22 protein-coding genes are annotated in these 22,781 nt (G+C 59.3%); 17 read left to right on the plus strand and 5 right to left on the minus strand.

Annotation, left to right across the window (positions count from 1 at the left end; translation table 11 throughout):
• Positions 1 to 160: 160 nt before the first annotated feature.
• The 5 genes from AX768_RS29310 to AX768_RS29330 all read left to right on the plus strand — a co-directional run bounded on the left by AX768_RS29310 (position 161) and on the right by AX768_RS29330 (position 4,815).
• Entirely contained in the window at positions 161 to 508 is a 348-nt protein-coding gene (locus AX768_RS29310; protein ID WP_062003521.1) for a UxaA family hydrolase, read from the plus strand.
• Positions 505 to 1,794: a UxaA family hydrolase gene (locus AX768_RS29315; protein ID WP_062003522.1), complete on the plus strand. Its 1,290-nt coding sequence runs from the start codon at positions 505 to 507 to the stop codon at positions 1,792 to 1,794. Before AX768_RS29310 ends, AX768_RS29315 begins: the two co-directional genes overlap by 4 nt.
• 46 nt (positions 1,795 to 1,840) lie before the next feature.
• Positions 1,841 to 2,920: an aldo/keto reductase gene (locus AX768_RS29320; RefSeq protein ID WP_062003523.1), complete on the plus strand. Its 1,080-nt coding sequence runs from the start codon at positions 1,841 to 1,843 to the stop codon at positions 2,918 to 2,920.
• Complete coding sequence (locus AX768_RS29325) at positions 2,917 to 3,759, plus strand: amidohydrolase family protein (protein ID WP_062003524.1); 843 nt, start codon at positions 2,917 to 2,919, stop codon at positions 3,757 to 3,759. The genes AX768_RS29320 and AX768_RS29325 overlap by 4 nt, the downstream gene beginning before the upstream one ends.
• Positions 3,760 to 3,966: 207 nt before the next feature.
• A complete protein-coding gene (locus AX768_RS29330; protein WP_062003525.1) occupies positions 3,967 to 4,815 on the plus strand; it encodes an ureidoglycolate lyase in 849 nt (282 codons plus the stop codon).
• 78 nt (positions 4,816 to 4,893) lie between these two features.
• On the opposite strand, the gene AX768_RS29335 is transcribed toward AX768_RS29330, so the two are convergent.
• A complete protein-coding gene (locus AX768_RS29335; protein ID WP_062003526.1) occupies positions 4,894 to 5,334 on the minus strand; it encodes a PaaI family thioesterase in 441 nt (146 codons plus the stop codon).
• 283 nt (positions 5,335 to 5,617) lie between these two features.
• Positions 5,618 to 6,733 (minus strand): AGE family epimerase/isomerase, encoded by a 1,116-nt coding sequence (locus AX768_RS29340; RefSeq protein ID WP_062003527.1) that lies wholly within the window; start codon positions 6,731 to 6,733, stop codon positions 5,618 to 5,620.
• Between the two features lie 150 nt (positions 6,734 to 6,883).
• Between AX768_RS29340 and AX768_RS29345 the strand changes: the two genes are divergently transcribed.
• From AX768_RS29345 to AX768_RS29365, 6 genes are all read left to right on the plus strand, one after another.
• Entirely contained in the window at positions 6,884 to 7,567 is a 684-nt protein-coding gene (locus AX768_RS29345) for an MgtC/SapB family protein (protein WP_062003530.1), read from the plus strand.
• A 294-nt stretch (positions 7,568 to 7,861) separates the two neighbouring features.
• Positions 7,862 to 8,206, plus strand: a complete 345-nt coding sequence (locus tag AX768_RS29350) for a hypothetical protein (RefSeq protein WP_155524358.1) — start codon at positions 7,862 to 7,864, stop codon at positions 8,204 to 8,206.
• A 244-nt stretch (positions 8,207 to 8,450) separates the two neighbouring features.
• A complete protein-coding gene (locus AX768_RS33390; RefSeq protein WP_162916086.1) occupies positions 8,451 to 8,603 on the plus strand; it encodes a hypothetical protein in 153 nt (50 codons plus the stop codon).
• 605 nt (positions 8,604 to 9,208) lie between these two features.
• A complete protein-coding gene (locus AX768_RS29355; RefSeq protein WP_062003533.1) occupies positions 9,209 to 9,496 on the plus strand; it encodes a hypothetical protein in 288 nt (95 codons plus the stop codon).
• A 231-nt stretch (positions 9,497 to 9,727) separates the two neighbouring features.
• Positions 9,728 to 10,630 (plus strand): 3-hydroxyacyl-CoA dehydrogenase family protein, encoded by a 903-nt coding sequence (locus AX768_RS29360; RefSeq protein ID WP_231941625.1) that lies wholly within the window; start codon positions 9,728 to 9,730, stop codon positions 10,628 to 10,630.
• Positions 10,623 to 11,255, plus strand: coding sequence for a flavin reductase family protein (locus AX768_RS29365; protein WP_062003535.1), 633 nt, complete (start codon positions 10,623 to 10,625; stop codon positions 11,253 to 11,255). Before AX768_RS29360 ends, AX768_RS29365 begins: the two co-directional genes overlap by 8 nt.
• 5 nt (positions 11,256 to 11,260) lie before the next feature.
• On the opposite strand, the gene AX768_RS29370 is transcribed toward AX768_RS29365, so the two are convergent.
• Complete coding sequence (locus tag AX768_RS29370; RefSeq protein WP_062003537.1) at positions 11,261 to 13,237, minus strand: methyl-accepting chemotaxis protein; 1,977 nt, start codon at positions 13,235 to 13,237, stop codon at positions 11,261 to 11,263.
• Positions 13,238 to 13,599: 362 nt separating this feature from the next.
• On the opposite strand from AX768_RS29370, the gene AX768_RS29375 reads away from it, so the two are divergent.
• The 4 genes from AX768_RS29375 to AX768_RS29390 all read left to right on the plus strand — a co-directional run bounded on the left by AX768_RS29375 (position 13,600) and on the right by AX768_RS29390 (position 17,762).
• On the plus strand, positions 13,600 to 14,778 hold the full coding sequence (locus AX768_RS29375; protein WP_062003539.1) for a quaternary amine ABC transporter ATP-binding protein: 1,179 nt from the start codon (positions 13,600 to 13,602) through the stop codon (positions 14,776 to 14,778).
• On the plus strand, positions 14,771 to 15,673 hold the full coding sequence (gene choW / locus AX768_RS29380) for a choline ABC transporter permease subunit (RefSeq protein WP_062003541.1): 903 nt from the start codon (positions 14,771 to 14,773) through the stop codon (positions 15,671 to 15,673). The genes AX768_RS29375 and choW overlap by 8 nt, the downstream gene beginning before the upstream one ends.
• 46 nt (positions 15,674 to 15,719) lie before the next feature.
• A complete protein-coding gene (locus AX768_RS29385) occupies positions 15,720 to 16,733 on the plus strand; it encodes a GlxA family transcriptional regulator (RefSeq protein WP_062003763.1) in 1,014 nt (337 codons plus the stop codon).
• A gap of 120 nt (positions 16,734 to 16,853) precedes the next feature.
• The gene (locus tag AX768_RS29390; protein ID WP_442857278.1) at positions 16,854 to 17,762 is read left to right on the plus strand and encodes a choline ABC transporter substrate-binding protein; all 909 of its coding nucleotides are present in this window, start codon (positions 16,854 to 16,856) and stop codon (positions 17,760 to 17,762) included.
• 25 nt (positions 17,763 to 17,787) lie between these two features.
• On the opposite strand, the gene AX768_RS29395 is transcribed toward AX768_RS29390, so the two are convergent.
• Positions 17,788 to 18,894 carry a GlxA family transcriptional regulator gene (locus AX768_RS29395; protein WP_062003545.1) on the minus strand — a complete coding sequence of 369 codons (1,107 nt, stop codon included), beginning with the start codon at positions 18,892 to 18,894 and terminating at the stop codon, positions 17,788 to 17,790.
• Positions 18,895 to 19,484: 590 nt separating this feature from the next.
• On the minus strand, positions 19,485 to 19,769 hold the full coding sequence (locus tag AX768_RS29405; protein ID WP_062003764.1) for a hypothetical protein: 285 nt from the start codon (positions 19,767 to 19,769) through the stop codon (positions 19,485 to 19,487).
• Between the two features lie 310 nt (positions 19,770 to 20,079).
• On the opposite strand from AX768_RS29405, the gene AX768_RS29410 reads away from it, so the two are divergent.
• Both AX768_RS29410 and AX768_RS29415 read left to right on the plus strand, forming a co-directional pair.
• Positions 20,080 to 21,474 (plus strand): L-serine ammonia-lyase, encoded by a 1,395-nt coding sequence (locus tag AX768_RS29410; protein ID WP_062003548.1) that lies wholly within the window; start codon positions 20,080 to 20,082, stop codon positions 21,472 to 21,474.
• Positions 21,475 to 21,527: 53 nt separating this feature from the next.
• On the plus strand, positions 21,528 to 22,772 hold the full coding sequence (locus AX768_RS29415) for a sarcosine oxidase subunit beta family protein (protein ID WP_062003550.1): 1,245 nt from the start codon (positions 21,528 to 21,530) through the stop codon (positions 22,770 to 22,772).
• The last annotated feature ends 9 nt before the right edge of the window (positions 22,773 to 22,781 follow it).

Genomic DNA, 22,781 nt, shown 5'->3' on the forward strand with positions numbered 1-22,781 from the left:
GATAAACGCACGATGCTAAGGGAAAACACGGACCGGTTCGGTGCGCAGTTAGCTTGACTTCGACTTGTCCGCATATGAATAATACGTTCACTGATGAACGATTGTACTGATACAAACCCGCGCTAGCGACACAATCGAAAACGAATTCAAGGAAGTCTGCGTGCCGCACACCCCGCACAACCGTACCGACCCACGTCTGATTCTTCAAAGCCCGCAAGACAATTGCCTGATAGCAGGTGCGCGTCTGGAGGCGGGCGAGCGCGTCGAGATTGAAGGGGAGGTCGTCACGCTGGCAAAGACCATCGACCTTGGACACAAAGTCGCGCGCCACGCGTTGCGCTCGGATCAAAAAGTGCTCCGTTACGGCGCGATTATCGGCCACGTGAATTCGGACGTTCAGCCCGGCGACCACCTGCACACCCACAATCTCGAGAGCGACTACATCCCGACCTTTACCCACGACGCCGGCCACGCGTTCGTGGATCACCGGGAAAAGCCAAGCCAATGACAGCAACCACCGCTCCCCAGCTTCAGGGTTTCTTGCGCGCCGACGGCCGCAAGGGTATTCGCAATGTGATCGCGGTTGCTTATCTCGTGGAGTGCGCGCATCACGTGGCGCGCGAGATCGTCACGCAGTTTCGCCCCGCGTTCGATGCCTTCGATGACCCGAATACCGAACAGGAACCACCGGTTCATCTGATCGGCTTTCCTGGCTGCTATCCGAATGGCTATGCCGAAAAAATGATGGAACGGTTGACCACACATCCGAATGTGGGCGCGGTGCTGTTTGTATCGCTGGGATGCGAGAGCATGAACAAGCACTATCTCGTCGATGCCGTTCGCGCGAGCGGCCGTCCCGCCGAGGTCCTGACAATTCAGGAGAAGGGCGGCACCCGCAGCACGATCCAGAACGGCCTCGACTGGATTCGCGAAACGCGTGCGACGCTTGCCGCCCAGCCAAAAGTGCCAATGGCGCTCGATGAACTCATCGTCGGCACGATTTGCGGCGGTTCCGACGGCACCAGCGGCATTACGGCAAACCCCGCGGTAGGTCGCGCATTCGACGCATTCATCGACGCCGGCGCCGCCTGCATCTTCGAAGAGACCGGCGAACTCGTCGGCTGCGAATTCCATATGAAAAGCCGCGCGGCACGGCCGGAACTCGGGCAGGAGATCGTCGCCTGCGTGGATAAAGCCGCGCGCTATTACTCGATCCTGGGACACGGTTCGTTTGCGGTCGGCAACGCGGACGGCGGCCTCACGACGCAAGAAGAAAAGTCGCTCGGCGCGTACGCGAAGAGCGGTGCATCGCCCATTGTCGGCATCATCAAACCGGGCGATATCCCGCCGGTCGGCGGCTTGTATCTGCTCGATGTCGTGCCGGACGGCGAACCGCGTTTCGGTTTTCCGAACATCAGTGACAACGCCGAGATCGGCGAATTGATCGCATGCGGCGCGCACGTAATCCTGTTCACGACCGGGCGTGGTTCGGTGGTCGGCTCGGCCATCTCGCCCGTGATCAAGATCTGTGCGAACCCGGCAACGTACCGCAATCTCTCCGGCGATATGGACGTAGATGCCGGCCGAATCCTCGAAGGCCGCGGAACGCTCGACGAAGTAGGCCGCGAAGTATTCGATGTCACCGTAAAAGTCGCGGCAGGCGCTGCGTCGAAGTCCGAATCGCTGGGTCATCAGGAGTTCATCCTGACGTACAAGACGTTCGACCCGGTCGGGCCTGCGTGCCTGCCGGCGAACGCTACGCCGCGGCACGCGGTATCGATTACTCCGGTTTGATCCACGCATTGAATAACGCACCGAATTACGCATCGAGAACCACGCGATGAACCCAATCACCGGAAACCCCGTCGTGAAAAAGCGCAAGGTCGGAAAAACATCGCTGGAAGTGACGGCGCTGTCGTTGGGCAGTGCGCCGCTTGGCGGCCTGTATCACGACTTGTCGGAAGACGATGCGCAGGCAACGGTCGATGCCGCCTGGCAAGCTGGCATCCGATTTTTCGATACCGCCCCGCACTACGGCCATACGAAAGCTGAACATCGCATGGGCGATGCACTGCGACGCTATCCGCGTGCAGATTACGTGTTGTCCACCAAAGTCGGACGCCGTTTTGTCCCGCGCACGACGCCATATGACGGCAGCGAAGGCTGGTCGAATCCCCTGCCTTTCCAGGCGACCTACGACTACACCTACGACGGCATTCTTCGTTCATTCGAAGATAGCCAGCAGCGTCTGGGAATCGTGGATATCGATATTGTTCTGATTCATGACATTGGCCGCGTTACGCACGGCGAGAAGAACGCGTTTTACTGGCGGCAACTCACGGACGAAGGCGGTTTTCGCGCGCTCGATGAACTACGGGCATCGCGTGGCGTGAAAGCGGTCGGACTCGGCGTGAACGAAGGCGCGGCGGTTCAGGAAGCGATGGCGGAGTTCAATATCGATTGCGCGTTACTCGCCGGCCGATACACTTTGCTTGAACAAGCCGTCCTCGACGACTTGCTCCCCGAATGCGAGAAACGCGGCGTCAGCATCTTGCTGGGCGGTGCATTTAACTCGGGCATTCTCGCGCGTGGGTTGACGCACGATGTGCCGCCGAAAGCGATCAACCAGAAGTTCAACTACGGCGATGCGCCGCCTTCGATCATCGAGCGCGTCGATGCGCTGGAACGAATATGCCGCGAGCATGGCGTCGCATTGTCGAGCGCGGCCCTTCAGTTTCCTTATGCGCATAAAGTTGTCGCTACCGTGCTCATGGGCGCGCGCAACCCCGACGAGGTACGGTCGAACGTTGCTTCATTCGCTGATCCTCTGCCAGCCGATTTATGGGACGCGTTGCGGGCGGCGGGACTGCTGCATGCATCGGCACCCGTGCCCGAACGTTCCGGCGAAGCCGAATCATGAGCGTTGAATCCATCGATGCGCACCAGCATTTCTGGGACCCTTCGCGCGGAGACTACGGCTGGTTGATACCTGAGCTTGGCGGTCTGTATCGCGAGTTTGGTCCGGATGACTTGAAGCCGCTTCGCGAAGCGGAGAATGTCTCTCGAACGGTGGTTGTGCAGGCGGCGCAGACCGTCGATGAAACCCGATACCTGCTCGATCTTGCGCGCAATGATTCATCTATCGCGGGCGTGGTCGGCTGGGTTCCACTGGACGCGCCGAACGCAGCCGATTTGATTGATGAACTGGCACGTGAGCCGAAATTCAAGGCCGTGCGTCCAATGCTTCAGGACCTGCCAGATGATCGCTGGATCGAGAATCCCGCGTTGGCGCCGGCAATTCACGCGCTGATAAAAAACAATCTCGCCTTCGATGCTTTGATATTTCCGCGCCACGTTGCGTCGTTGAAGATATTTGCGAAGCGTTTTCCTGATTTGCGGATCGTCATCGATCACGGCGCTAAACCGCAAATCAAGGACGGAGACGCCGGGTGGCAAATCTGGGCGGATGGCATGGCAGAGTTGGCGGCCTTGCCGCAAGGGTTGCGTTGCAAGCTCTCAGGTTTGGCGACCGAAGCTGCACCGGGCTGGACAACGGCAATACTGAAGCCTTACGTCGATCATCTTCTGAAGCAGTTCGGACCGGATCGCTTGATGTGGGGAAGCGACTGGCCGGTGCTGAACCTGAACGGCGATTACGCACAATGGCATGACGCAGCGCGGCAATTGACGTCGCATCTGAACGCACCGCAACAACAGGCCCTTTTCGGAGATACCGCAAAGACGTTCTACCGCTTATAAGGCGTGAAGAATCCCGACGGTATACATGGAATTTCGCGTCAGCAATCGCAACGAAAGCCGGGAATGGTAAAAAGACGTGTCATGTGAATGCTATGGTTCTATCTCACATTCTCTGAAACGCTGCTCCTGACGAGCCCTCTTTACACACGGGGCACATCGAACACCTCGTCAACCGAATCAAAACCTGAAACTGAAGGATCACTCACGATGAAACTGCTGCGCTTTGGGCCGAACGGTCAGGAAAAACCGGGTTTGCTGGATCAGAACGGCAAGATTCGCGACTTGTCGAACGTTATTGACGACATCGCAGGCGAAACGCTATCCGACGCCTCCCTTGCCAAACTGCGCGCAATCGATCCGTCCACGCTGCCTGAAGTGACGGGCGAACCGCGCATTGGCCCGTGCGTGGCGCGCGTGGGCAAGTTTGTGTGTATCGGATTGAATTATGCCGATCATGCTGCCGAATCTAACCTGCCGGTTCCGACTGAACCGGTGCTGTTCGGCAAATGGACCAGCGCGATTTGCGGCCCGAACGACGATATCGAAATCCCGCGTGAATCGAAAAAGACCGACTGGGAAGTCGAACTCGGCGTGGTGATCGGCAAGCATGCAAAGTACGTCAGCGAAGCAGACGCGCTGGACTACGTTGCAGGCTATTGCGTGATCAACGACGTTTCCGAGCGCGAGTGGCAGATCGAGCATGGTACGCAATGGGACAAGGGCAAGGGTTTCGACACCTTCGGCCCGATTGGTCCGTGGCTTGTCACGAAGGACGAAATCGCCGATCCGCAGCGTCTCGACATGTGGCTCGAAGTCGACGGTCACCGTTATCAGAACGGCAGCACCAAGACGATGGTCTTCGGCGTTGCCGAACTGGTCGCGTATCTGTCGAAGGTGATGAGCCTGCAACCGGGTGACGTCATCTCCACGGGCACGCCCCCGGGCGTGGGCATGGGCGTGAAACCCGCGCCGGTTTACCTGAAAGCAGGTCAGACGGTTCGTCTCGGCATTCAGGGATTGGGCGAACAGCAACAACGCACGGTCGACGCGAAATAAGCCAGCACCATAAAGAACAGGGGCCGTTCCAACAACCATTGGAACGGCCCCTTTTTTCGTTTCATTGCAGCAGAAAATTCAAGCGCTCACCGGCTCCATCTCCGCAGCCATTTCGCTGATCCGATGAATCGTTCCCTGTGCAACCGCGACGAGGCGTTCGGTGCCGCCATCGGTGACGTACACGTCGCATTGACACGTTGCCTGCGTCATTCCGGCATAGATCACGCGTGCGCGAGCCATCAAGGTGCCCGATACCGCCGGCCGCAGATAGTTGATCTTGTATTCGCCGGTGACCACCTTCGGCCCGAGGCGCAGCGCGCCGGCAAAGGTCAGGGCGTTATCGACGAGATAACTCACCACACCGCCGTGCACAAAACCGTGTTGCTGCCTGAGTTCATCGCGAATGGTCAGGCATAGCGTGAGACTCGTGGAGTCGACCTGCATGAGCTTCGTTCCCAGCATGGCGCTAAACGGCTGCGCGTTCAACGCGCCCCGTGCGATATCGACAATTTCGGCCATTCGGACACTCCTACATTTGGTTTCGGTCCAGTCAGCTTGAGTCCCACAAATCCGCATCGGGGCGAGGGCCATCGGCGCGGTCCTGCAGAAGACTGTAGGTAGCGCTTCTCCACTGTGCAAGGACGATCTCGAATTCGCGGACAAATTACCGGTTTAAACGGGATTTATCGGCGATTTGAACGCAGGACGGGATAGTTCACGCAGAAACACGAAACCTGAAACGCGAAACGCCTCGCGCGAATGGCGAGGCGTCCGGAGCGCGCTCGAAACACTTCTTGAAGCTTCAGGGCAACGCGTCGTAAGCGGTTGCGAGGTGGTAGGGCGTAGTCGAAGGCATTTCCGACCGGACGATAACGCCATCCGCCGTCTGGCTTTCGATCCACCCGTTCGGCCGCAGGAACCGATTCGTAAAGCGTTCGATCTGCGCGGGCAGTTGAGCGCGAACAGCATCGCCGGAGTGCGTGGCGAGCGCGCGCAGATATTCCGTCTGTGCCCAGATGCGCTGGGTCGAATCGATCACGCCGCCATGTTCACTGACCGATGCAGCCACGCCGCCCGTCACCGGATCCACGCCGCATTGCTGCACAAAATCGAACGCGCGGAACAACGCGTGCTCAAGCCCGGCCGCTCCGAAAGCCGCGTGCCCGCTGCCTTCGACCAGGAACAGCCATTCGAATTGATGACCCGGTTCGAGCCAGTTATTGGCGCTTCCAATCGGCAATTCAGCGATACACCCCGTTTCCTGATGCACGAATGCGCTCGAGACAGCGGCCGCAAGCTTTTCCAGCCGATGGTCGAACACGGCGAAGCCAGTGGCGTCGCGCGCGGCGAGCCACGCTTCGGTCAAATGCATCAACGGGTTTTGCAGCGGCGAGCCGAGTGCGGTGGAGAAGTCCTCGGTCATTGCGGATTGAAACAAGCCGCCTTCGGCGCTCATCAGGCGCTCGATGATCGCCGATGTTTCTTCGAGCACCGTCAGCGCTTTCTCTGCGTCCGCCGGTGCCGCGCGCCAGGCATATTCCGCGCAGGCAAAAATCACGAATGCGTGCGTATAGAGGTCTTTCTGGCGCTCGTGCGGCGCGCCGCTCGCGTCGACGCTATAGAACCAACCGCCGTTTTTCCTGTCCTGAAAATAGGTCTGAAGCGAATCGAACAGCGTATTGGCGTGTCCGATGTCCCCCGCGTGCGCGAACACGAAGAGCTGGCGGGCGCATGCCATGGCGCGGTAGCGACGCGCGGGGACGGGCGTCACGCCATCGGCGGAAACGGCTTCGTAGGCGAGACGCATTGCCGGGTTGTAGCCCGGGCCGCGCCAGATGGGCAACACGACGCGCTCGTAATGCGCCTTCAGGGCCGCGCCGGTGGAGGATGTTCCCGCAGTGAAATCTGGGTCGTGCATACGGCTTCAAGAATAAAGGTTGAGCCCGGCGGCGTTGCCACCGGACGCGGGCACCAAGGATAAATCAAAACGGCCGCCTGCCGGACCATCGTCGGTGCCCCGACGCCTGCAAGGCCACCGCAAAACGCAATCAAAGGAGAAAACGCACTTATGCCAGGCAATATGGACCTCATCGCGCGGCTCATCCTGGCCGCTGCGCTCGGCAGCGTGATCGGCTTCGAACGCGAACGGCTGTCGTGGGCGGCCGGGCTGCGCACGCACATGCTCGTATGCGTCGGATCGACGCTCATCATGATCGTGTCGGCGTTTGGTTTCGCCGATGTCCTCGGCCGCGATCACATCGTCCTCGATCCATCGCGGATCGCGGCGCAGGTGGTATCGGGGATCGGCTTTCTCGGCGCGGGCTCCATTCTGTTGCGCGGCGAGATCATCCGCGGCCTCACGACGGCGGCGAGCCTGTGGTCGGTCGCCGCGATCGGACTTGCCGTGGGCGGCGGACTCTACACGGCATCGATTGCTGCGACCATCATCATCCTGATCATTCTTGCGGGTATCAAGCCGCTGGAACGGCGGTTCATATCGGTGAAACAGCGCCGTCAGTTGACCTTGCTCGTGGAGCGCGGCACGTTGAATTTCCACGCGCTGCACGAGGCGCTCGGTGCGGGAAGCGTGCGGGTGAAGCAGTTTGTCGTGCAGCAAAGCGATGATTCCGCCGACCTGGATGAAGTGCAGATTTCGCTGTCGCGGGTGTCGGCGACGGAATATCAGGCGATTTGCGCAAGGTTGCGCGCGCTGGATACCGTGCGTGAATTCAAGGAAGAAGGCGCACTGTAGCGATGTGGTTGCCGAAATTATCGGCACCGACGTGCGACAATGCGCGCTCAAAAAATCCCGCAGACGTTTGGCGCCGGGCCGCTTTATAAGTGGTGGTGGTCGCTCGCAAGCTTCGCTTTCCGCGTTGTTCTTCATCATCGACTTATGCCCGATTCCGCTGTAGATCCCGCTCGTCCAGATGTTTCTCCCGCCTCGGCCGATGATCCCGCCAAGATGGCTGCCTGCGCGCCCGCTCCTATTGACGCCGCCGCCAGACTTGCTCGTGCCGCGCGGCCAGTGCAGCGTGGCGCTGTGATGAGCCGCGCGCCGTACGGAGCGCCGACGCTCGATCTGTTCGCCGAGGATACCGAGCGCGCCACGCTCCAGGCGTTGAACACGGACATCCGGCAGTGCACGCTGCCGGGCTTCGAATTGCCGGACGTGTTCATGGCGGCGGTGGAGGCTGTCTCGTCGATGGAAGACGCGCAAGAGCACTTGGCATCGATACGCGCGACGCGGCACGAAGCAAGGGAGGACGATACTGCCGGTTGTAGTCAACCCGAAGCACCCGCCAACGGCGAATTGCCGCTGGCGTCAGCCGATCACTCGAACACGGAACCGCACACCGGCTCCCGAAAAAGCTCACCGCAGGTTGACTAGGACTCGGGCCGCCACCCTCGCGGCTCACACTTTCCTGCATTGAACCCATCCGTGTAGGAAACCTAGCCGAAACAATCCGGTAACCTTTACGGTTTTTGCGGTCTTGATACTGCCCTGCCGTTGCTAAAACGCATAGATGTAGAAAAACTACGAAGAAAATGTTGCCTTGCGCTAGGAATCCGTCAGTGAAAACCCTATAATCATGCCTAAGGGATAACCCTGAACCAACCAACCGGAGTTTGACATGAGCTACCTCTTCGCACTGCTGCAAAAAATCGCATCGCTGTTTGAATCGCCGCATCTTCCGATGGACTCGGACTATTCGTACCAAGCCCGCCAAGCCGAAGCAGAGCGCGTTCGCAAGGCACGTGGCACCGTTTTCGGTATTCGTCTGTGAGCTGTCGCGAAAGCAGCGCGGACCGCGTCGAAAGTTGATCATGCTGTTGTTTTTTGCTTGACATGAAATTTTCGTAGTGCGGTCCGCCTGTTTTCTTAGAATTTGAATGATGTAGTTTTTCTAGCTTGGAAACGTTTTACCGATAGCCTGATTGTCTCTGGGGCCATCGTCACTAATTCCCCGCTTCATCGGCGTTGCTTCGCGCGCTTTCCGTTTCGCTTGCCCCACCGTATCGATTCCCCATACTCGCTTGGACGAGGCCTGATTCACGCCTTCGATTACAACTACATAACCGATCAGGTTACTGAAATCGTTCCGTAATATGTCATACGAAAAACGTGGTTTCATATTTTCGTTGCTTACACGGTGCGCCAAAAAAACCAGTGGCCCGCCGCCGCATATACGTCCTGAAACTCAATTCAATCAATAGCTTGAAAACTTTACGACCAAGCTCGGACTGTTCTTTCTATTGATACGAACACTTACAAGCCCTCACGTCGTGCAATCTGCGGCGTGGCTAAAGTGGTTTCAACGACGCGGCACTGGCGCAACACATCCCCACGTTCACCGCGCGTTTTGTGAGAAGCTAAAAAAGGAGAATAGTCATGAAAACATCACGCACGATCATCGCTGCCTTGCTTGCCGGCGGCGCGTTAATGACGGGCACGGCGGCATTTGCTCAGGTCGACAACGGCATGATTCACGGACCGGCCATGCAGCAAAGCTACGGCGAGCCCCACATGATGAAGACCGCCGTGGTGATCAACCTCGGCTGGCACGGCGACCGCTATTGGGACGGTCATCGGTATTGGCAGCGCGACGAATGGATGCGCCATCACCCGCATGATCAGGGTCCGCACCACCCGCCGCATGATGACCACCACCATGACTGATCTCACGGGCTGAGATCAGAACGAGATGCACGGCAAAAGCCGGCTTCCTGAAAAGGCCGCCGGCTTTTTTTTGCCCTGGATTTGCCGCTCCGATGCACGTCACGGCCGTTTGGCCGAGGCGCGGGTTTCAGGCCGCTACGCTATCCTAGCCGGCAAGGGTTGAATGATCGGCTTAAAAACAGCGGAGAGAAATTGAATCAGATCACTATCGGCGTGGTGGGCAGTGGCCTCATGGGCGTTGGCATTGCAACACAGGCGGCGCTGCACGGTTACCCGACCATCGTTCATGACATCGATGCCGCGCGACTGGCGTCGGTGCAGGCAAAAGCAGAGGCAATCCTTGAGGAACTGATCGACGCCGGCGTTTTCCATGCGGACGATAAAGCGGTTGTCCTCGGGCGCATTGAAACCACGGACAAGCTCGAACGTGTGGCGACGGCGGGGTTTATCGTGGAAGCGATTCCCGAAGTGCTCGAACTGAAAAACCGGACCTATAGGGCGCTCGAACCGTTACTGCGCGACGACGCCATCTTTGCCAGCAATACCAGCGGTTTTCCGCCCGATCTTCTCGCGCAAGTGTTGGAAAACAAGGCTCGGTTCGTGATTGCGCATTTCTGGAATCCACCGCATACCATCCCGCTCGTTGAAGTCGTACCGGGTACAGAAACCGATCCCGGGGTCACACGCCGCACGGCCGATTTGATGACGGCCATCGGCATGGAACCCGTTGTGCTGACAAAGGCTATTCCGGGCTTCGTTGGCAACCGCCTGCAGTTTGCCGTGTTACGAGAGGCGCTGGCTATCGTGAGGTCGGGCGCGGCGACCCCGGAAGTTGTCGATGCCGTGATGAAAGCGTCGCTCGGCCGGCGTTACGGCATGGTCGGACCGCTGGAAAGCGCGGATCTGGGCGGGCTCGACACGCTGCTCGACATCGGCTTGCATTTGATGCCCGAACTTGCGAAGGATGAAGACGTCCTGCAGTTGATGCGCGAGCGCGTGGAAAACGGTCACGTGGGCGTGCGCAGCGGGCAGGGCTTTTATGATTGGGACGATGCACACCACGCGCGCGTAAAGGCAGGGCGCAAACGGCTGATCCATCACACGGCAAAGCAGACCAGGAAGAATCATGAATGACAGCAGCAATACCACCGACACACATTTCTACCACCCCGACGAAGGACATCAGCTGCGACACGATCCGTTCAAGGCGATCGTTGCGCCGCGGGTGATCGGGTGGATATCAAGCCGGGATCCGAACGGCCGCGTCAACCTCGCGCCGTACAGCTTTTTTGGCGCGTTCGCGACGTTCCCGTACATCATCGGGTTCTCGAGCGAAGGGTACAAGGACAGCATCACGAACATCGAGGAAACCGGCGAGTTCGTGTGGAATCTGTCGAGCAGGCCGCTCGCCGAGCAGATGAACAAGACATCCGCGCCGGTCGCGCATGAGGTCGATGAATTCGAACTCGCCGGGCTGACCAAGGCGCCGGGCGTGAATGTGAACGTGCCGCACGTGGCGGAGTCTCCGGCGGCGCTCGAATGCAAGCTTCTGCAGATCGTCCGGCTAAAAGCGCTGGACGGCACGCCAATGAACAACTGGCTCGCGCTCGGCCAGGTGGTCGGCGTACATATCCGCCGTGAGTTCCTGAAGGACGGCATCTTCGATACCGCCGCCGCGCAGCCAATCATGCGGGCGGGATATCGCGGGGACTACGCCGCAATTGGCGAGATGTTCGAGATGATCCGGCCGACGTCGTAGGTTGATCAGACCCGGAACACGCTCACCGCGCGGTTGAGCTCAATCGCATGTTCGAGCAGTTCAGCGGTTGACTGTTCCGCTTCGCCGACCAGCGCCGCATTCTGCTGCGTCGCTTCGCCGATCTGCGCGACCGCGAGATTCACCTGCTCGATACCGCTCGATTGCTCGCGCGACGCCACGCTGATTTCACCGATGATCGCATTCACCCGCGCGACGCGTTCCACGATTCCGGTCATCGTGCCGCGCGCTTCTTCGGCGATCCGGTAACCATCGGCGACCCGGCCGACCGATTCCGCGATCAACCCCTCGATCTCCTTCACCGCGGCGGCGCTGCGTTGCGCAAGGCCGCGCACTTCGGATGCCACGACAGCAAATCCCCTGCCGTGTTCGCCGGCGCGCGCCGCTTCGACGGCCGCGTTCAACGCCAGGATGTTCGTCTGGAACGCAATGCCTTCGATCACGGAGGTGATGTCCGAGATCTTGCGCGCTGATGCATCGATTGCGCTCATCGTGGTGACGACGCGGCTCACCGCTTCGCCGCCCTCACGTGCCGCTTCGCTTGCCGATGCCACCAGTTGATCCGCCTGCGCCGTATTGGCGGCGTTTTGCTGCACTGTCGATGTGATCTGTTCCATGCTCGCGGCCGTCTCCTCGAGACTGCTGGCCTGCGTCGCGATGCGCTGCGAGATGTCGCTGCTGCCGGCCGCGATCCGTCCGGTGCCATCCGACATGTCCGCCGATGCACTGCGCACTTGCGTGACGATACGCGCCAGGCCCGTCGCGATGCCATCGATTGCGATCATCAACCGGCCGACGTCGTCTTCGCGCGTGGTGGCGAGGCGCACGCTGAGGTCGCCCGCGGCGATCTGTTCGCACGCGTGCGTGACGTGTTCCAGCGGCTGCGTCACGAGCTTGCGCACGGCAAAAAGCAGCACGGCGACCAACCCGGCGATCACGAGCAACCCCAGCACCAGGAAACGATGGCGCATGGCTCGCATATCCGCGAGAAGTTCATCGCGATACGCAATTCCGCCGATCACCCATTGCCATTCAGGCACTGAGCGAAACACGATCTCCTTCGCGCCGCCATGCACTTGCGGGTTCGCAAGCTCGGGCGTGGAAGGGGCATCGAAGGAAAGGCGGCCTTCTTTTGCGTCCAGCATCTGCTTGAACGGCGCGATGCGTTCATCGGCTGACTGGAGCGCCGTGCCGGTCGAGTCGCCTATGCCCGGATGCACCAGAAGCTTGCCGCGATTCGGCCCGCTCGATGCATCGATGACAAAGAAGTAGCCGTTCTCGCCGACCTTCAGATCGCGAATGTTCTGCTGCAGCGTGGCGATCTCCGCCGTGATGTCCACGCCCACGAACAACGCGCCGATCACGCGGCCCGATGCATCGGCGACGGGTTTGTACTCGGTGATGTACTGCTTGCCGAACAGCGACGCCATGCCGGTAAATCGCTTGCCGCCCACGATCAGCGCATACGCCGGGCTCTTGCGGTCGAGCAGCGTCCCGATCGCGCGCTCGCCATCCTGTTTTTTCAGCGAGGTCGTCACGCGCACGAAATCGTCGCCGCTTCGCGCAAACACGGTCGCAATCGCGCCGCTGCGTTCGAGGAACTGATCGGGAATCGAGAAATCGAGGTTCATCGGCTTGTCGCCGGCTTTGAATGTCGGCGTCGCCAGTCCGCCGATATCGACCTTTTGCGTTTCGTCCAGCGCAAAATCCGCCGGGAGGAAGCTCGAAAACAGCGTCATGGCGCGTTCGACTTCTGCGGTGACGGCTTTGTCGTAGAGACGGATCATCGTGCCGATTGCACGGTTATCGTCGTCCATGCGGTCGAGCGCCTGGGCATCGATCTCCTCGCCGGCCGAATGGGTGACCACAATGGTGAAACCGGCGACGACCATGGCCGCAAGAACGCACGCAAGAACAGCGAACTTCGCGCCGGCACTTGCCCGGCGGAGGTTGAATTTCGACATATTGATTTCTGAGATACATGTAGGGAATATGAAGGGTTAACGGCAGCGAGGCGGCATTCTTGACCTGAAACGACCGTTCGCAACGCTTCCGGGTCCCGGGAAAAGGCTGAAAGCTGCCTGAAATTCGAAGAAAAGCGCTGCCACTTGCTCTGGCGCGACATCCGAAAAACCTCACAAAATCGCTCTCGATTGCTCGCAAACCCTTTCCCAACAAGGCTCCGTCTTTTTTGCTTCGAGAAAAAGCAAATCGAGGTGTCGTATTTCCACATGTGAGCGTCGGAAATAGTCGGCAACCCGCACTTTTTTCTGGCAACTATGTATGCAGAGCGCGGACGCACGTCCGCCAACCAGGAGAGCGTTCGATGAAATCCGAAAAGGTCGTGGTCGAAAACCTGTGCAAGGTCTTCGGTACGAGCCCGAAGCAGGCGATCGACATGCTTGCCGGCGGCGCAACGAAAGAAGAGGTCTTTGCCAGGACCGGCCAGATTGTCGGCGTCCACAACGTGTCCTTCGACGTACGCGAGGGCGAGATTTTCGTGCTGATGGGCTTGTCGGGTTCCGGCAAGTCGACGCTGATCCGGCTGATCAACCGGCTGGTCGAGCCGACCGTGGGCAAGGTCCTTATCGACGGGCGCGATGTGGCGTCCGTCCCGCGCTCGGAGCTGACATCGCTCAGGCGCAAGGACATGAGCATGGTGTTCCAGTCGTTCGCGCTGATGCCGCAACGCACGGTTTTATCGAATGCGGCGTTCGGACTGGAAGTGGCGGGGATCGGACGCAAGGAACGCGAAAAACGCGCGATGGGCGTGCTCGAACAAGTGGGTCTCGCGCCGTTTGCGCAGAAACTGCCCGCGCAGTTGTCGGGCGGGATGCAGCAGCGCGTGGGTCTCGCACGGGCGCTGGCCGTGAACCCGTCGCTGATGATCATGGACGAGGCGTTCTCGGCACTCGATCCGCTCAAGCGCAAGGAAATGCAGAACGTGCTGCTCGATCTGCAGCGCGAACAGCAGCGCACGATCATGTTCGTGTCGCACGATCTTGAAGAGGCGCTGCGCATCGGCACGCGCATCGCGATCATGGAAGGCGGCCGCGTGGTCCAGATCGGCACGCCGCAGGAAATCATTTCGAATCCCGCCGACGACTATGTGCGCGCGTTCTTCGACGGTATCGACACAAGCCGTTATCTGACGGCCGGCGATCTCATGCAGACCGATGTCGTGCCGTTGATGAGACACGGCTCGCAGATCGATGCATCGAGCGTCTCGCAAGCGCTCAACGGCAGCGCCGACTACGCGTTCGTGATGGACCAGGAACGCAAGATCCGCGGGTTTGTATGCCGCGATTCGGTGGGCCAGGCATCGCCGGAAATCAACGTCATTGAATGCATTCAACGCACGACGCCGCTCGATGTGGTGGTCAGCCGCGTGGTCGCAAGCCGCGCACCGCTGCCGGTGGTCGACGCGGACGGATCGTATTGTGGTTCGGTCAACAAGACGAACGTCCTCAAGGCTCTGACTCGACATAGAGGCTCCCATGTCTGAAATTATTCCGCTCGGCAGTTGGGTCGATCACGGCGTCAAATATCTGCTCGACCACGATGCAAAAACCTTCGATGCGATCGGCCGGGTTATCGAGAGCTTCGCAGCGATGGTCGAACACGGGCTGCAAGCCATCCCGATGTGGCTGATGATGGCGATCTTTGTCGGCATCGGCTTATGGCGGGTTGGCTGGCGCTTTGCGCTCTTCGTGTTGTTGTCCCTGCTGCTGATCTATGCAACCGGCTTCTGGGACGAGATGGTGATCACCCTTGGCCTGACGTTGTCGGCGACCTTGATCAGCTTGTTGCTTGGCATTCCGCTCGGCATCTGGACGGCGAAGAGCAGGACCATAGAGACCATCGTGCGTCCGGTCCTCGACCTGATGCAGACCATGCCCGCGTTCGTGTACCTGATTCCTGCTGCCATGCTGTTCGGCCTCGGCCGCGTTCCAGGCATCTTGTCCACGGTCATCTTCGCGATGCCGCCCGCCGTGCGTCTCACATCGCTCGGGATCAAGCACGTGAATCGCGAGATCGTGGAAGCGGGTCAGGCGTTCGGATGCACGCCTTGGCAATTGCTTTACAAGGTGCAGTTCCCGAACGCGTTGCCGTCCATCATGACCGGCGTGAACCAGACAATCATGATGGCTTTGTCCATGGTGATCATCGCGTCCATGGTCGGCGCCGGCGGTCTCGGCAACGACGTGCTCGCGAGTATTCAGCGGCTCGATATCGGGCTCGGGTTTGAAAGCGGCTTGTCGGTGGTGTTGCTCGCGATCATCCTGGACCGCATTACGGAAAGCTTCGGCCGTTCGCCGGGTATGGCGCGCGCACCGCTGCTGTCAGGAATTCGCAGTGTCATGCGTGTGCGGCGCACGCCGGCTGCGCAACAAAGTTGAGTTTTTTGCAGGGCACGCGGTCAAATCAGCCAAGGATAAAAACCCGATGAAGCGAGACGCGATGGTGCCGGACCGGATTCATCCAGCGAGTCAGCCATCTGACTCGCCGTTATCGAAGCTGTCGCACTTCGGGTTTTTGACGCTGCCGAATTTTTCGATGATCGCTTTTACGAGCGCTATCGAAGTATTACGGATGGCTAACTATGTTGGACGCGCGGAGCACTACACATGGTCGGTGATCACGCCTGATGGCGAACCGGCGCGTGCAAGCAACGGCATCACGGTGAAGCCGACGAGGACGCTTGCCGAAGCGGGCATGCCGGATGTATTGATTGTATGTGCGGGCTGGCATGTCCGCAATTACGTGAACGACGACGTGATTGCGTTGCTGCAGCAGGTCGCACAGCAAGGCATACCGCTAGGCGGCATATGCACGGGCGCATATGCATTGCTGGCGGCCAATCTGCTCGATGGCTACAGATGCACCGTGCATTGGGAAGATATGTCGCCGCTGCACAAGAGCTATCCTCATGTGCGTTTCGCCGATGAAATCTTTGTCATCGACCGGGACCGCGTGACGTGCACGGGCGGCACCGCGCCGCTCGACCTGATGCTGAATCTTGTCGGCATGAGGCTCGGGCAGGCGCATGCGGCGCAGGTGTCCGAGCAATTCATCGTTGAACGGATTCGCGGCACGACCGATCATCAACACATCCCGGTGGACGCCCGTGTCGGTTTCTCACGCGCCGAGCTGATCGAAGTCGTGCGGCTGATGGAAGCCAATATTGAAGAGCCCCTTTCCCTGGAAGAACTTGCGCGGCTCGTGAAGCTCTCGCAGCGGCATCTGCAGCGCATGTTCAAGATGTTCCTGAGCGTATCGCCAACGCACTATTACCTCACGCTGCGCCTGCGGCGTGCGCGCGAGTTATTGCGTAACAGCGATGCCTCCATTTCGCGCGTTACCGCCATTTGCGGTTTCCACTCGCCTTGTCATTTCAGCAAGGCATATCGCGCGCAATTTGGCCATGCGCCGAGTATCGAGCGCAGGCAATCGGCCTAAAGATCAGTTTCAAACGTGACGCGCCGTGTCTGGCGCGGCATTGTCGTGTCTGCAGTTTCCACAATAGGGAGAAATATGAAACTTCACGGAATTGCGTCGTCGTGCGCGCTTGCGGTTTTAATGAATGTCACGATGTCCGGTGGCGCGTTTGCGGCCGACGCGGCGGCGTGCCAGAACGTGCGTTTCGCCGATGTCGGCTGGACCGATATTGCCGCGACCACGGGACTCGCGACCACTGTGCTGCAGGGTCTCGGATACAAGCCGACAAAGACGATCGCTTCCGTGCCGATTACGTTTGCGGGTATCAAGAACAAGCAGATCGATGTGTTCCTCGGTTACTGGTCACCGACGATGGACCCGATCGTCCAGCCGTTCCAGAAGGCAAACCAGATCAAAGTCCTGCCCGCGCCCAACCTGACGGGCGCGAAATACACGCTCGCAGTTCCCGATTACGCGTACCAGGGCGGCCTGAAGTCCTTCAGCGATATCGCCAAGAACTTCGACAAGCTCGATGGCAAGATCTATGGCATTGAACCAGGTAACGATGGCAACGCGTTGATCAAGAAAATGATCGACTCGAATCAGTATGGCCTGGGCAAGTTCAAGATGGTCGAGTCAAGCGAAGCCGGCATGCTGGTCGAAGTGGGCCGGGCGATTCGCGAGAAGAAGTGGATTGTGTTCCTGGGATGGGAACCGCACCCGATGAATGTATCGATGAAGATCGATTATCTGAGCGGTGGCGACGACGTGTTCGGCGCGAATTACGGCGAAGCAAAAGTGCTGACGGTCACGCCGCCGGATTATGCCGCGCGATGCCCGAACGTCGCTCATCTCGTCGATAACCTGAAGTTCTCCACAGATATAGAAAATCATGTGATGACGCCGATCATGAACAAGACCGATCCGAACAAGGCGGCCAAGGATTGGTTGAAGGCGAACCCGGCGGTGCTGGATAAATGGCTGGCGGGGGTGAAGACGTTCGATGGGAAGGATGGATTGACGGCGGTCAAGACCTACGTGGCGCAGTAAGCTTCGCTCGCGCGGGTGAACGGTATTAGATAGCCCGCGCGCGCCCTGGGAAAGTTTCATCGAAATCCGCGGCCAGTTCGAGCGTTGCGACGCTCGCCGCGTCTTCGGGCGCGGCCGTGCCGCGCTGCTCGCGATACATCATTGGCGCAAGCCCGAACTGCTTCCTGAATTCGCGGCCCAGGTGCGAAGCATCGGAAAATCCGCAGCTCGATGCAATATCGGCAACCGTTTTGTCGGAGCTGGTCAGCAACCAGGCGGCTGTGCGCAACCTCACTTGCTTGGCGTAAGCCTGTGGCGCCTTGCCCGTTTCGGCCTTGAACAACCTTTCCAGTTGCCGCGTCGATAGATCCAGTTTGTGCGCAAGTTCATCGAGCGTCAGTGAGCGTCCCACGTGCTGTTCCATCAGCAAGATTGCGCGCTTTACTTTCGGATGCGTCGCGGGCGCCAGGCCCGGCGGATGCGGTTGCGGCGCGTTGCCTTTTTGCATGTCATCGACAAGCAAGATGCGCAGCGCCTTTTGCACTGTCGCAGCTTCGAAATGACGCAGCAGGATTGCAGCGGCAACATCGATCGATGCACGCCCGCCCGAGCATGTGATGCGCCGGTGATCCATGACGAATAACCGGTCTGCAACCAGCATTTCTTCATTCACGCCGGGAAAACGTTCCACGAAATCCCAGTAATGAAACCAGCTTACGCAAATTCGATAACCGTCCAGCACGCCCGCGCGCATCAGGGAGAACACGCCCGTGCAAATGCCGACGAGCGTGGCGTTGGTGGTCGCGGCGCGGCGGATGAATTGCAGCGTGGCGTCGTTTGCGCCCACGCCTGAATGCAGCAGGCCGCCCACGACGACTACGTAGTCGAATGACTCGGCTTTGTCGAATGTCTCCCAGGGCGTAATCTGAATGCCGCAACTCGCACGCACCGGTGCAAGCGTTTCGCCTATCACGCTCCACGAGCACCTGACCGGCTTGCTGAAATCGCCTTCGTCGGCGGAAAGACGCAATAGATCGACAAAGCCGGAAAATGCCGTCAGCGTGAAATTCGGCAACAGCACAATGCCAAAGCGAATGCGCTGTTTGGCCGCCGTATCGGGCGACTGGGCGGGAAGGAGGTCAGCGGGATTCATGCGCTTGCCGTAGATGTAAAACCGAATTCAGGGAATGCGGATTCAAGAAACGCGACGCGATAATGGACCAGCATATCACTGACATTAAGTGCTTTGAAATTTCGAATCGCCCAATAGAAAAACGGCTTGCCCGGTAAAGAGCAAGCCGTCTTTGATAACCCCTGGCTGGCCAACCACTCCCGCCACAAGCTATTGACCGTCCCGGAGAACTTAATGAGCCGTGTGTGTAACGTGCTCGGCTTTCGGAAATTTGTGATGATGATGCGGCTTTGCGTACGAAACGGCCGGCGCAGCCACTGCAGCAACGATCAGAACTGCAAGGAATTTCTTCAGAAGATTGTTCATGAGGCGAACCTGATAAGCGAGAGTTTGACGAGGGGTTGACGTGCGTATTGCAAAACGCCGACACAGTGTAGCGCAGCGATTCCTCAACCAGAACTGGTCGATAACGCCTGCTGCAAAAGTGTTGTATTGCTGCCTACGTCATCAATAATGCTAAACCCTGCCACTTTCCCGGCATCAGGAATCTCGGTGAAACCCTGTCACGGAGCAAGGGAACGCCGGCTCGACATTCCCCTCCGGCGCATGGCTTACGAGCCCGAGCCGCTTGCCGTCACGGGGGCGGCCGGACCGCTCGGGGTCGCCGTGCCCATTCCAGGCGTATCGCTCTTGCCCATCGACGTGGAGCTCTTGTGCTTCATCGACTTGTGGTGCGTGGTGCCGGTCGTGCCCATGCCAGCGGCCTGGTTGGTGGTCTGGGCATTGTCACCCGCTTGTAAGCCGGTGGCCGAGCTGGGCGGATTGTTTTGTGCAAATGCCGTGCTGGAAACGCAAAGTACGGCGCCGATCGCGCATGCCATTGAGAAGTGCTTCATGCCTGTATTCCTTTCTGTAAGACTGGAGACGTCCATGGATCGTATGACTTCGAACAAGCGGACGCTCACTTGCTTGCTCAAACCCTTGTTCAGCATGTGACGTGCCACCACCATCGTGGATATGTTTTCACTTGCCAGTTTCCGCCGTTGAATATCGCAAATACGCCTGATCGCGCGGCGTCATCAAACTGACTTGGCACGCTGACGTCGCTGTCCCACGTGCATGCCGTTTTTGTTCTATCGGCGGAAATTCACGTGCGGTGCAATGGCTACCTGGTGATTCCCACGCATTCCACTTTCAAGGCAAGCCATGAATGTCAGCGTCTTCGATCTGTTCAAGATCGGCATTGGTCCGTCGAGTTCGCATACGGTCGGCCCGATGATCGCAGCGTGCAGGTTTGCATCGCATATTGAAGACGCAAATCTTCTGGCGTTCGTGCGGCGCGTGCGGGTGGATCTGTTCGGGTCGCTGGGCGCAACGGGCAAGGGTCATGGCACCGACAAGGCCGTGCTTCTCGGACTTGAAGGTTATCTCCCCGACTCGATCGATCCGGATGCGATCGAACCGCGTCTGCGGGCGATCCGCGAGTGCAAGACGCTGATGCTGCTCGGCAAGCATGAAGTGAAGTTCGATGAACGCGAACACCTCGGGTTTTTCCGCAAGCTGATGCCGGGCGCGCCGGGCTCGAGCGTCGTGCATCCGAACGGCATGCGCTTTCAGGCCTTCGATGAAAACGGCCAGTTGGTCGTCGAGAAAGAGTACTACTCGGTCGGCGGCGGCTTTGTGATCAACCGCGAAGGAACGCGCGTGAACGGCGTGCAATCGGGCGGCGAAGTTCCGCATCCGTTTCGCACCGGCGACGACCTGATGCGCGTGTGCCGCGAGACGGGTTTATCGATTGCAGAAGTGACGATGTTGAACGAATGCGCATCGCGATCGGAAAGCGAAGTCCGCGAAGGTCTGCTCGCCATCTGGCGCGTGATGGCTGCATGCGTGGAGCGCGGCTGCAAGGTTCGCGGCGAATTGCCCGGGCCGATGCACGTGAAGCGCCGCGCGGCCGATCTCTCGGCGCAATTGCGCCACCGCTCGGAAGAATCGCTGCGTGACCCGTTGTCGATGCTCGACTGGGTCAACCTCTACGCCATGGCCGTGAACGAAGAGAACGCAGCGGGCGGTCGCGTGGTCACCGCGCCCACGAACGGCGCTGCCGGCGTGATCCCTGCCGTGCTGCACTACTACGTGAAGTTCATGCACAACGCGACCGATGAAGGCATCGTCACGTTCTTGCTGACCGCCGCTGCGATCGGGATCATCTACAAAGAGACGGCATCGATATCCGGCGCCGAGGTCGGCTGTCAGGGCGAGGTCGGCGTGGCGTGCTCGATGGCCGCCGCCGCGCTCGCCGCCGTCATGGGCGGCACGCCCACGCAAGTCGAAAACGCCGCTGAAATAGGCATGGAACACAACCTCGGCATGACCTGCGATCCGGTGGGCGGGCTCGTGCAGATTCCGTGCATAGAACGCAACGCTATGGGCGCGATCAAGGCGCTCAACGCCGCACGCATGGCGATGAAAGGCGACGGCACGCACTATGTATCGCTCGATAACGTGATCAAGACCATGCGCGAAACCGGCGCGGACATGAAGACGAAATACAAGGAGACGTCGCGCGGCGGGTTAGCCGTGAACGTCATCGAGTGTTGAATTAACAGGTTGCAAGCCAGTTTCGCAACATCAACAAGTTCCAGGGAAACACCATGAGCCGCTATTCGATATTCAGCCTGCTGCGCAACGGCATGTCGTATCACGAGAACTGGGAGCGCCAGTGGAAGAGCCCCGAGCCGAAACAGGAATACGACGTGGTCATCGTCGGCGGCGGCGGACATGGTCTCGCCACGGCTTATTACCTCGCGAAAGAGCATGGCGTGCGCAATATCGCGGTGCTCGAGAAGGGCTGGATCGGCGGCGGGAATACGGCGCGCAATACGACGATCGTGCGGTCGAATTATCTGTGGGACGAATCTGCCGCGCTGTATGAAAAAGCGATGCAGCTTTGGGAAGGTCTCTCGCAAGACCTGAACTACAACGTGATGTTCAGCCAGCGCGGCGTGATGAACCTCGCGCATACCTTGCAGGATGTCCGGGATACTGAACGTCGCGTGAACGCAAACCGGCTGAACGGTGTCGACGCGGAATTCCTCACGCCCGAACAGATCAAGCAGATCGAGCCGACCATCAACCTGAATAGCCGATACCCCGTACTTGGCGCATCCATCCAGCGTCGCGGCGGTGTCGCGCGTCACGATGCGGTTGCCTGGGGTTATGCGCGCGGCGCGGATCAGGCCGGCGTGGATATCGTGCAGAACTGCCAGGTCACCGGTATCCGCCGAAACGGCAGCCAGGTGACAGGTGTCGATACAACCAAGGGTTTCATCAAGGCGAAGAAGGTCGCGGTGGTCGCGGCAGGAAACACCTCGACACTCGCCGACATGGCCGGCATCCGCCTGCCTTTGGAAAGCCATCCGCTGCAGGCGCTGGTCTCCGAGCCGATCAAGCCCGTGGTCAATACGGTGGTGATGTCGAACGCGGTGCACGCCTATATCAGCCAGTCCGACAAGGGCGATCTCGTGATCGGTGCGGGCGTCGATCAATATACGGGCTTCGGCCAGCGCGGCAGTTTTCACATCATTGAAGGAACGCTCGAGGCGATCGTCGAAATGTTCCCCGTGTTCTCGCGCGTGCGGATGAACCGCCAGTGGGGCGGGATTGTGGATGTATCGCCGGATGCATGCCCGATCATCAGCAAGACGGATGTCAAAGGCCTCTATTTCAACTGCGGATGGGGTACGGGGGGCTTCAAGGCGACACCGGGTTCCGGTTGGGCGTATGCGCACACCATTGCCAACGACGAGCCGCATGCGTTGAACGCGCCGTTTTCCATCGACCGGTTTTACACGGGTCATCTGATCGACGAACACGGCGCCGCCGCCGTCGCCCACTAATCCGCCTTA

Origin of the sequence: Burkholderia sp. PAMC 28687 (assembly GCF_001577465.1) — a bacterium.
In the GTDB taxonomy this organism is placed as follows: Bacteria; Pseudomonadota; Gammaproteobacteria; order Burkholderiales; family Burkholderiaceae; genus Caballeronia.

What these genes read in the sequence shown, in the direction of transcription:
- AX768_RS29335 (WP_062003526.1), bottom strand. Translation starts at nt 5,334, where the DNA reads ATGGCCGAAATTGTCGATATCGCACGGGGCGCGTTGAACGCGCAGCCG.
- AX768_RS29390 (WP_442857278.1), top strand. Translation starts at nt 16,854, where the DNA reads ATGAATGTCACGATGTCCGGTGGCGCGTTTGCGGCCGACGCGGCGGCG.
- AX768_RS29315 (WP_062003522.1), top strand. Translation starts at nt 505, where the DNA reads ATGACAGCAACCACCGCTCCCCAGCTTCAGGGTTTCTTGCGCGCCGAC.
- AX768_RS29395 (WP_062003545.1), bottom strand. Translation starts at nt 18,894, where the DNA reads ATGAATCCCGCTGACCTCCTTCCCGCCCAGTCGCCCGATACGGCGGCC.
- choW (WP_062003541.1), top strand. Translation starts at nt 14,771, where the DNA reads ATGTCTGAAATTATTCCGCTCGGCAGTTGGGTCGATCACGGCGTCAAA.
- AX768_RS29405 (WP_062003764.1), bottom strand. Translation starts at nt 19,769, where the DNA reads ATGAAGCACTTCTCAATGGCATGCGCGATCGGCGCCGTACTTTGCGTT.
- AX768_RS29365 (WP_062003535.1), top strand. Translation starts at nt 10,623, where the DNA reads ATGAATGACAGCAGCAATACCACCGACACACATTTCTACCACCCCGAC.
- AX768_RS29330 (WP_062003525.1), top strand. Translation starts at nt 3,967, where the DNA reads ATGAAACTGCTGCGCTTTGGGCCGAACGGTCAGGAAAAACCGGGTTTG.
- AX768_RS33390 (WP_162916086.1), top strand. Translation starts at nt 8,451, where the DNA reads ATGAGCTACCTCTTCGCACTGCTGCAAAAAATCGCATCGCTGTTTGAA.
- AX768_RS29340 (WP_062003527.1), bottom strand. Translation starts at nt 6,733, where the DNA reads ATGCACGACCCAGATTTCACTGCGGGAACATCCTCCACCGGCGCGGCC.
- AX768_RS29355 (WP_062003533.1), top strand. Translation starts at nt 9,209, where the DNA reads ATGAAAACATCACGCACGATCATCGCTGCCTTGCTTGCCGGCGGCGCG.
- AX768_RS29415 (WP_062003550.1), top strand. Translation starts at nt 21,528, where the DNA reads ATGAGCCGCTATTCGATATTCAGCCTGCTGCGCAACGGCATGTCGTAT.
- AX768_RS29370 (WP_062003537.1), bottom strand. Translation starts at nt 13,237, where the DNA reads ATGTCGAAATTCAACCTCCGCCGGGCAAGTGCCGGCGCGAAGTTCGCT.
- AX768_RS29325 (WP_062003524.1), top strand. Translation starts at nt 2,917, where the DNA reads ATGAGCGTTGAATCCATCGATGCGCACCAGCATTTCTGGGACCCTTCG.
- AX768_RS29360 (WP_231941625.1), top strand. Translation starts at nt 9,728, where the DNA reads ATGGGCGTTGGCATTGCAACACAGGCGGCGCTGCACGGTTACCCGACC.
- AX768_RS29410 (WP_062003548.1), top strand. Translation starts at nt 20,080, where the DNA reads ATGAATGTCAGCGTCTTCGATCTGTTCAAGATCGGCATTGGTCCGTCG.
- AX768_RS29320 (WP_062003523.1), top strand. Translation starts at nt 1,841, where the DNA reads ATGAACCCAATCACCGGAAACCCCGTCGTGAAAAAGCGCAAGGTCGGA.
- AX768_RS29350 (WP_155524358.1), top strand. Translation starts at nt 7,862, where the DNA reads ATGAGCCGCGCGCCGTACGGAGCGCCGACGCTCGATCTGTTCGCCGAG.
- AX768_RS29385 (WP_062003763.1), top strand. Translation starts at nt 15,720, where the DNA reads ATGAAGCGAGACGCGATGGTGCCGGACCGGATTCATCCAGCGAGTCAG.
- AX768_RS29375 (WP_062003539.1), top strand. Translation starts at nt 13,600, where the DNA reads ATGAAATCCGAAAAGGTCGTGGTCGAAAACCTGTGCAAGGTCTTCGGT.
- AX768_RS29345 (WP_062003530.1), top strand. Translation starts at nt 6,884, where the DNA reads ATGCCAGGCAATATGGACCTCATCGCGCGGCTCATCCTGGCCGCTGCG.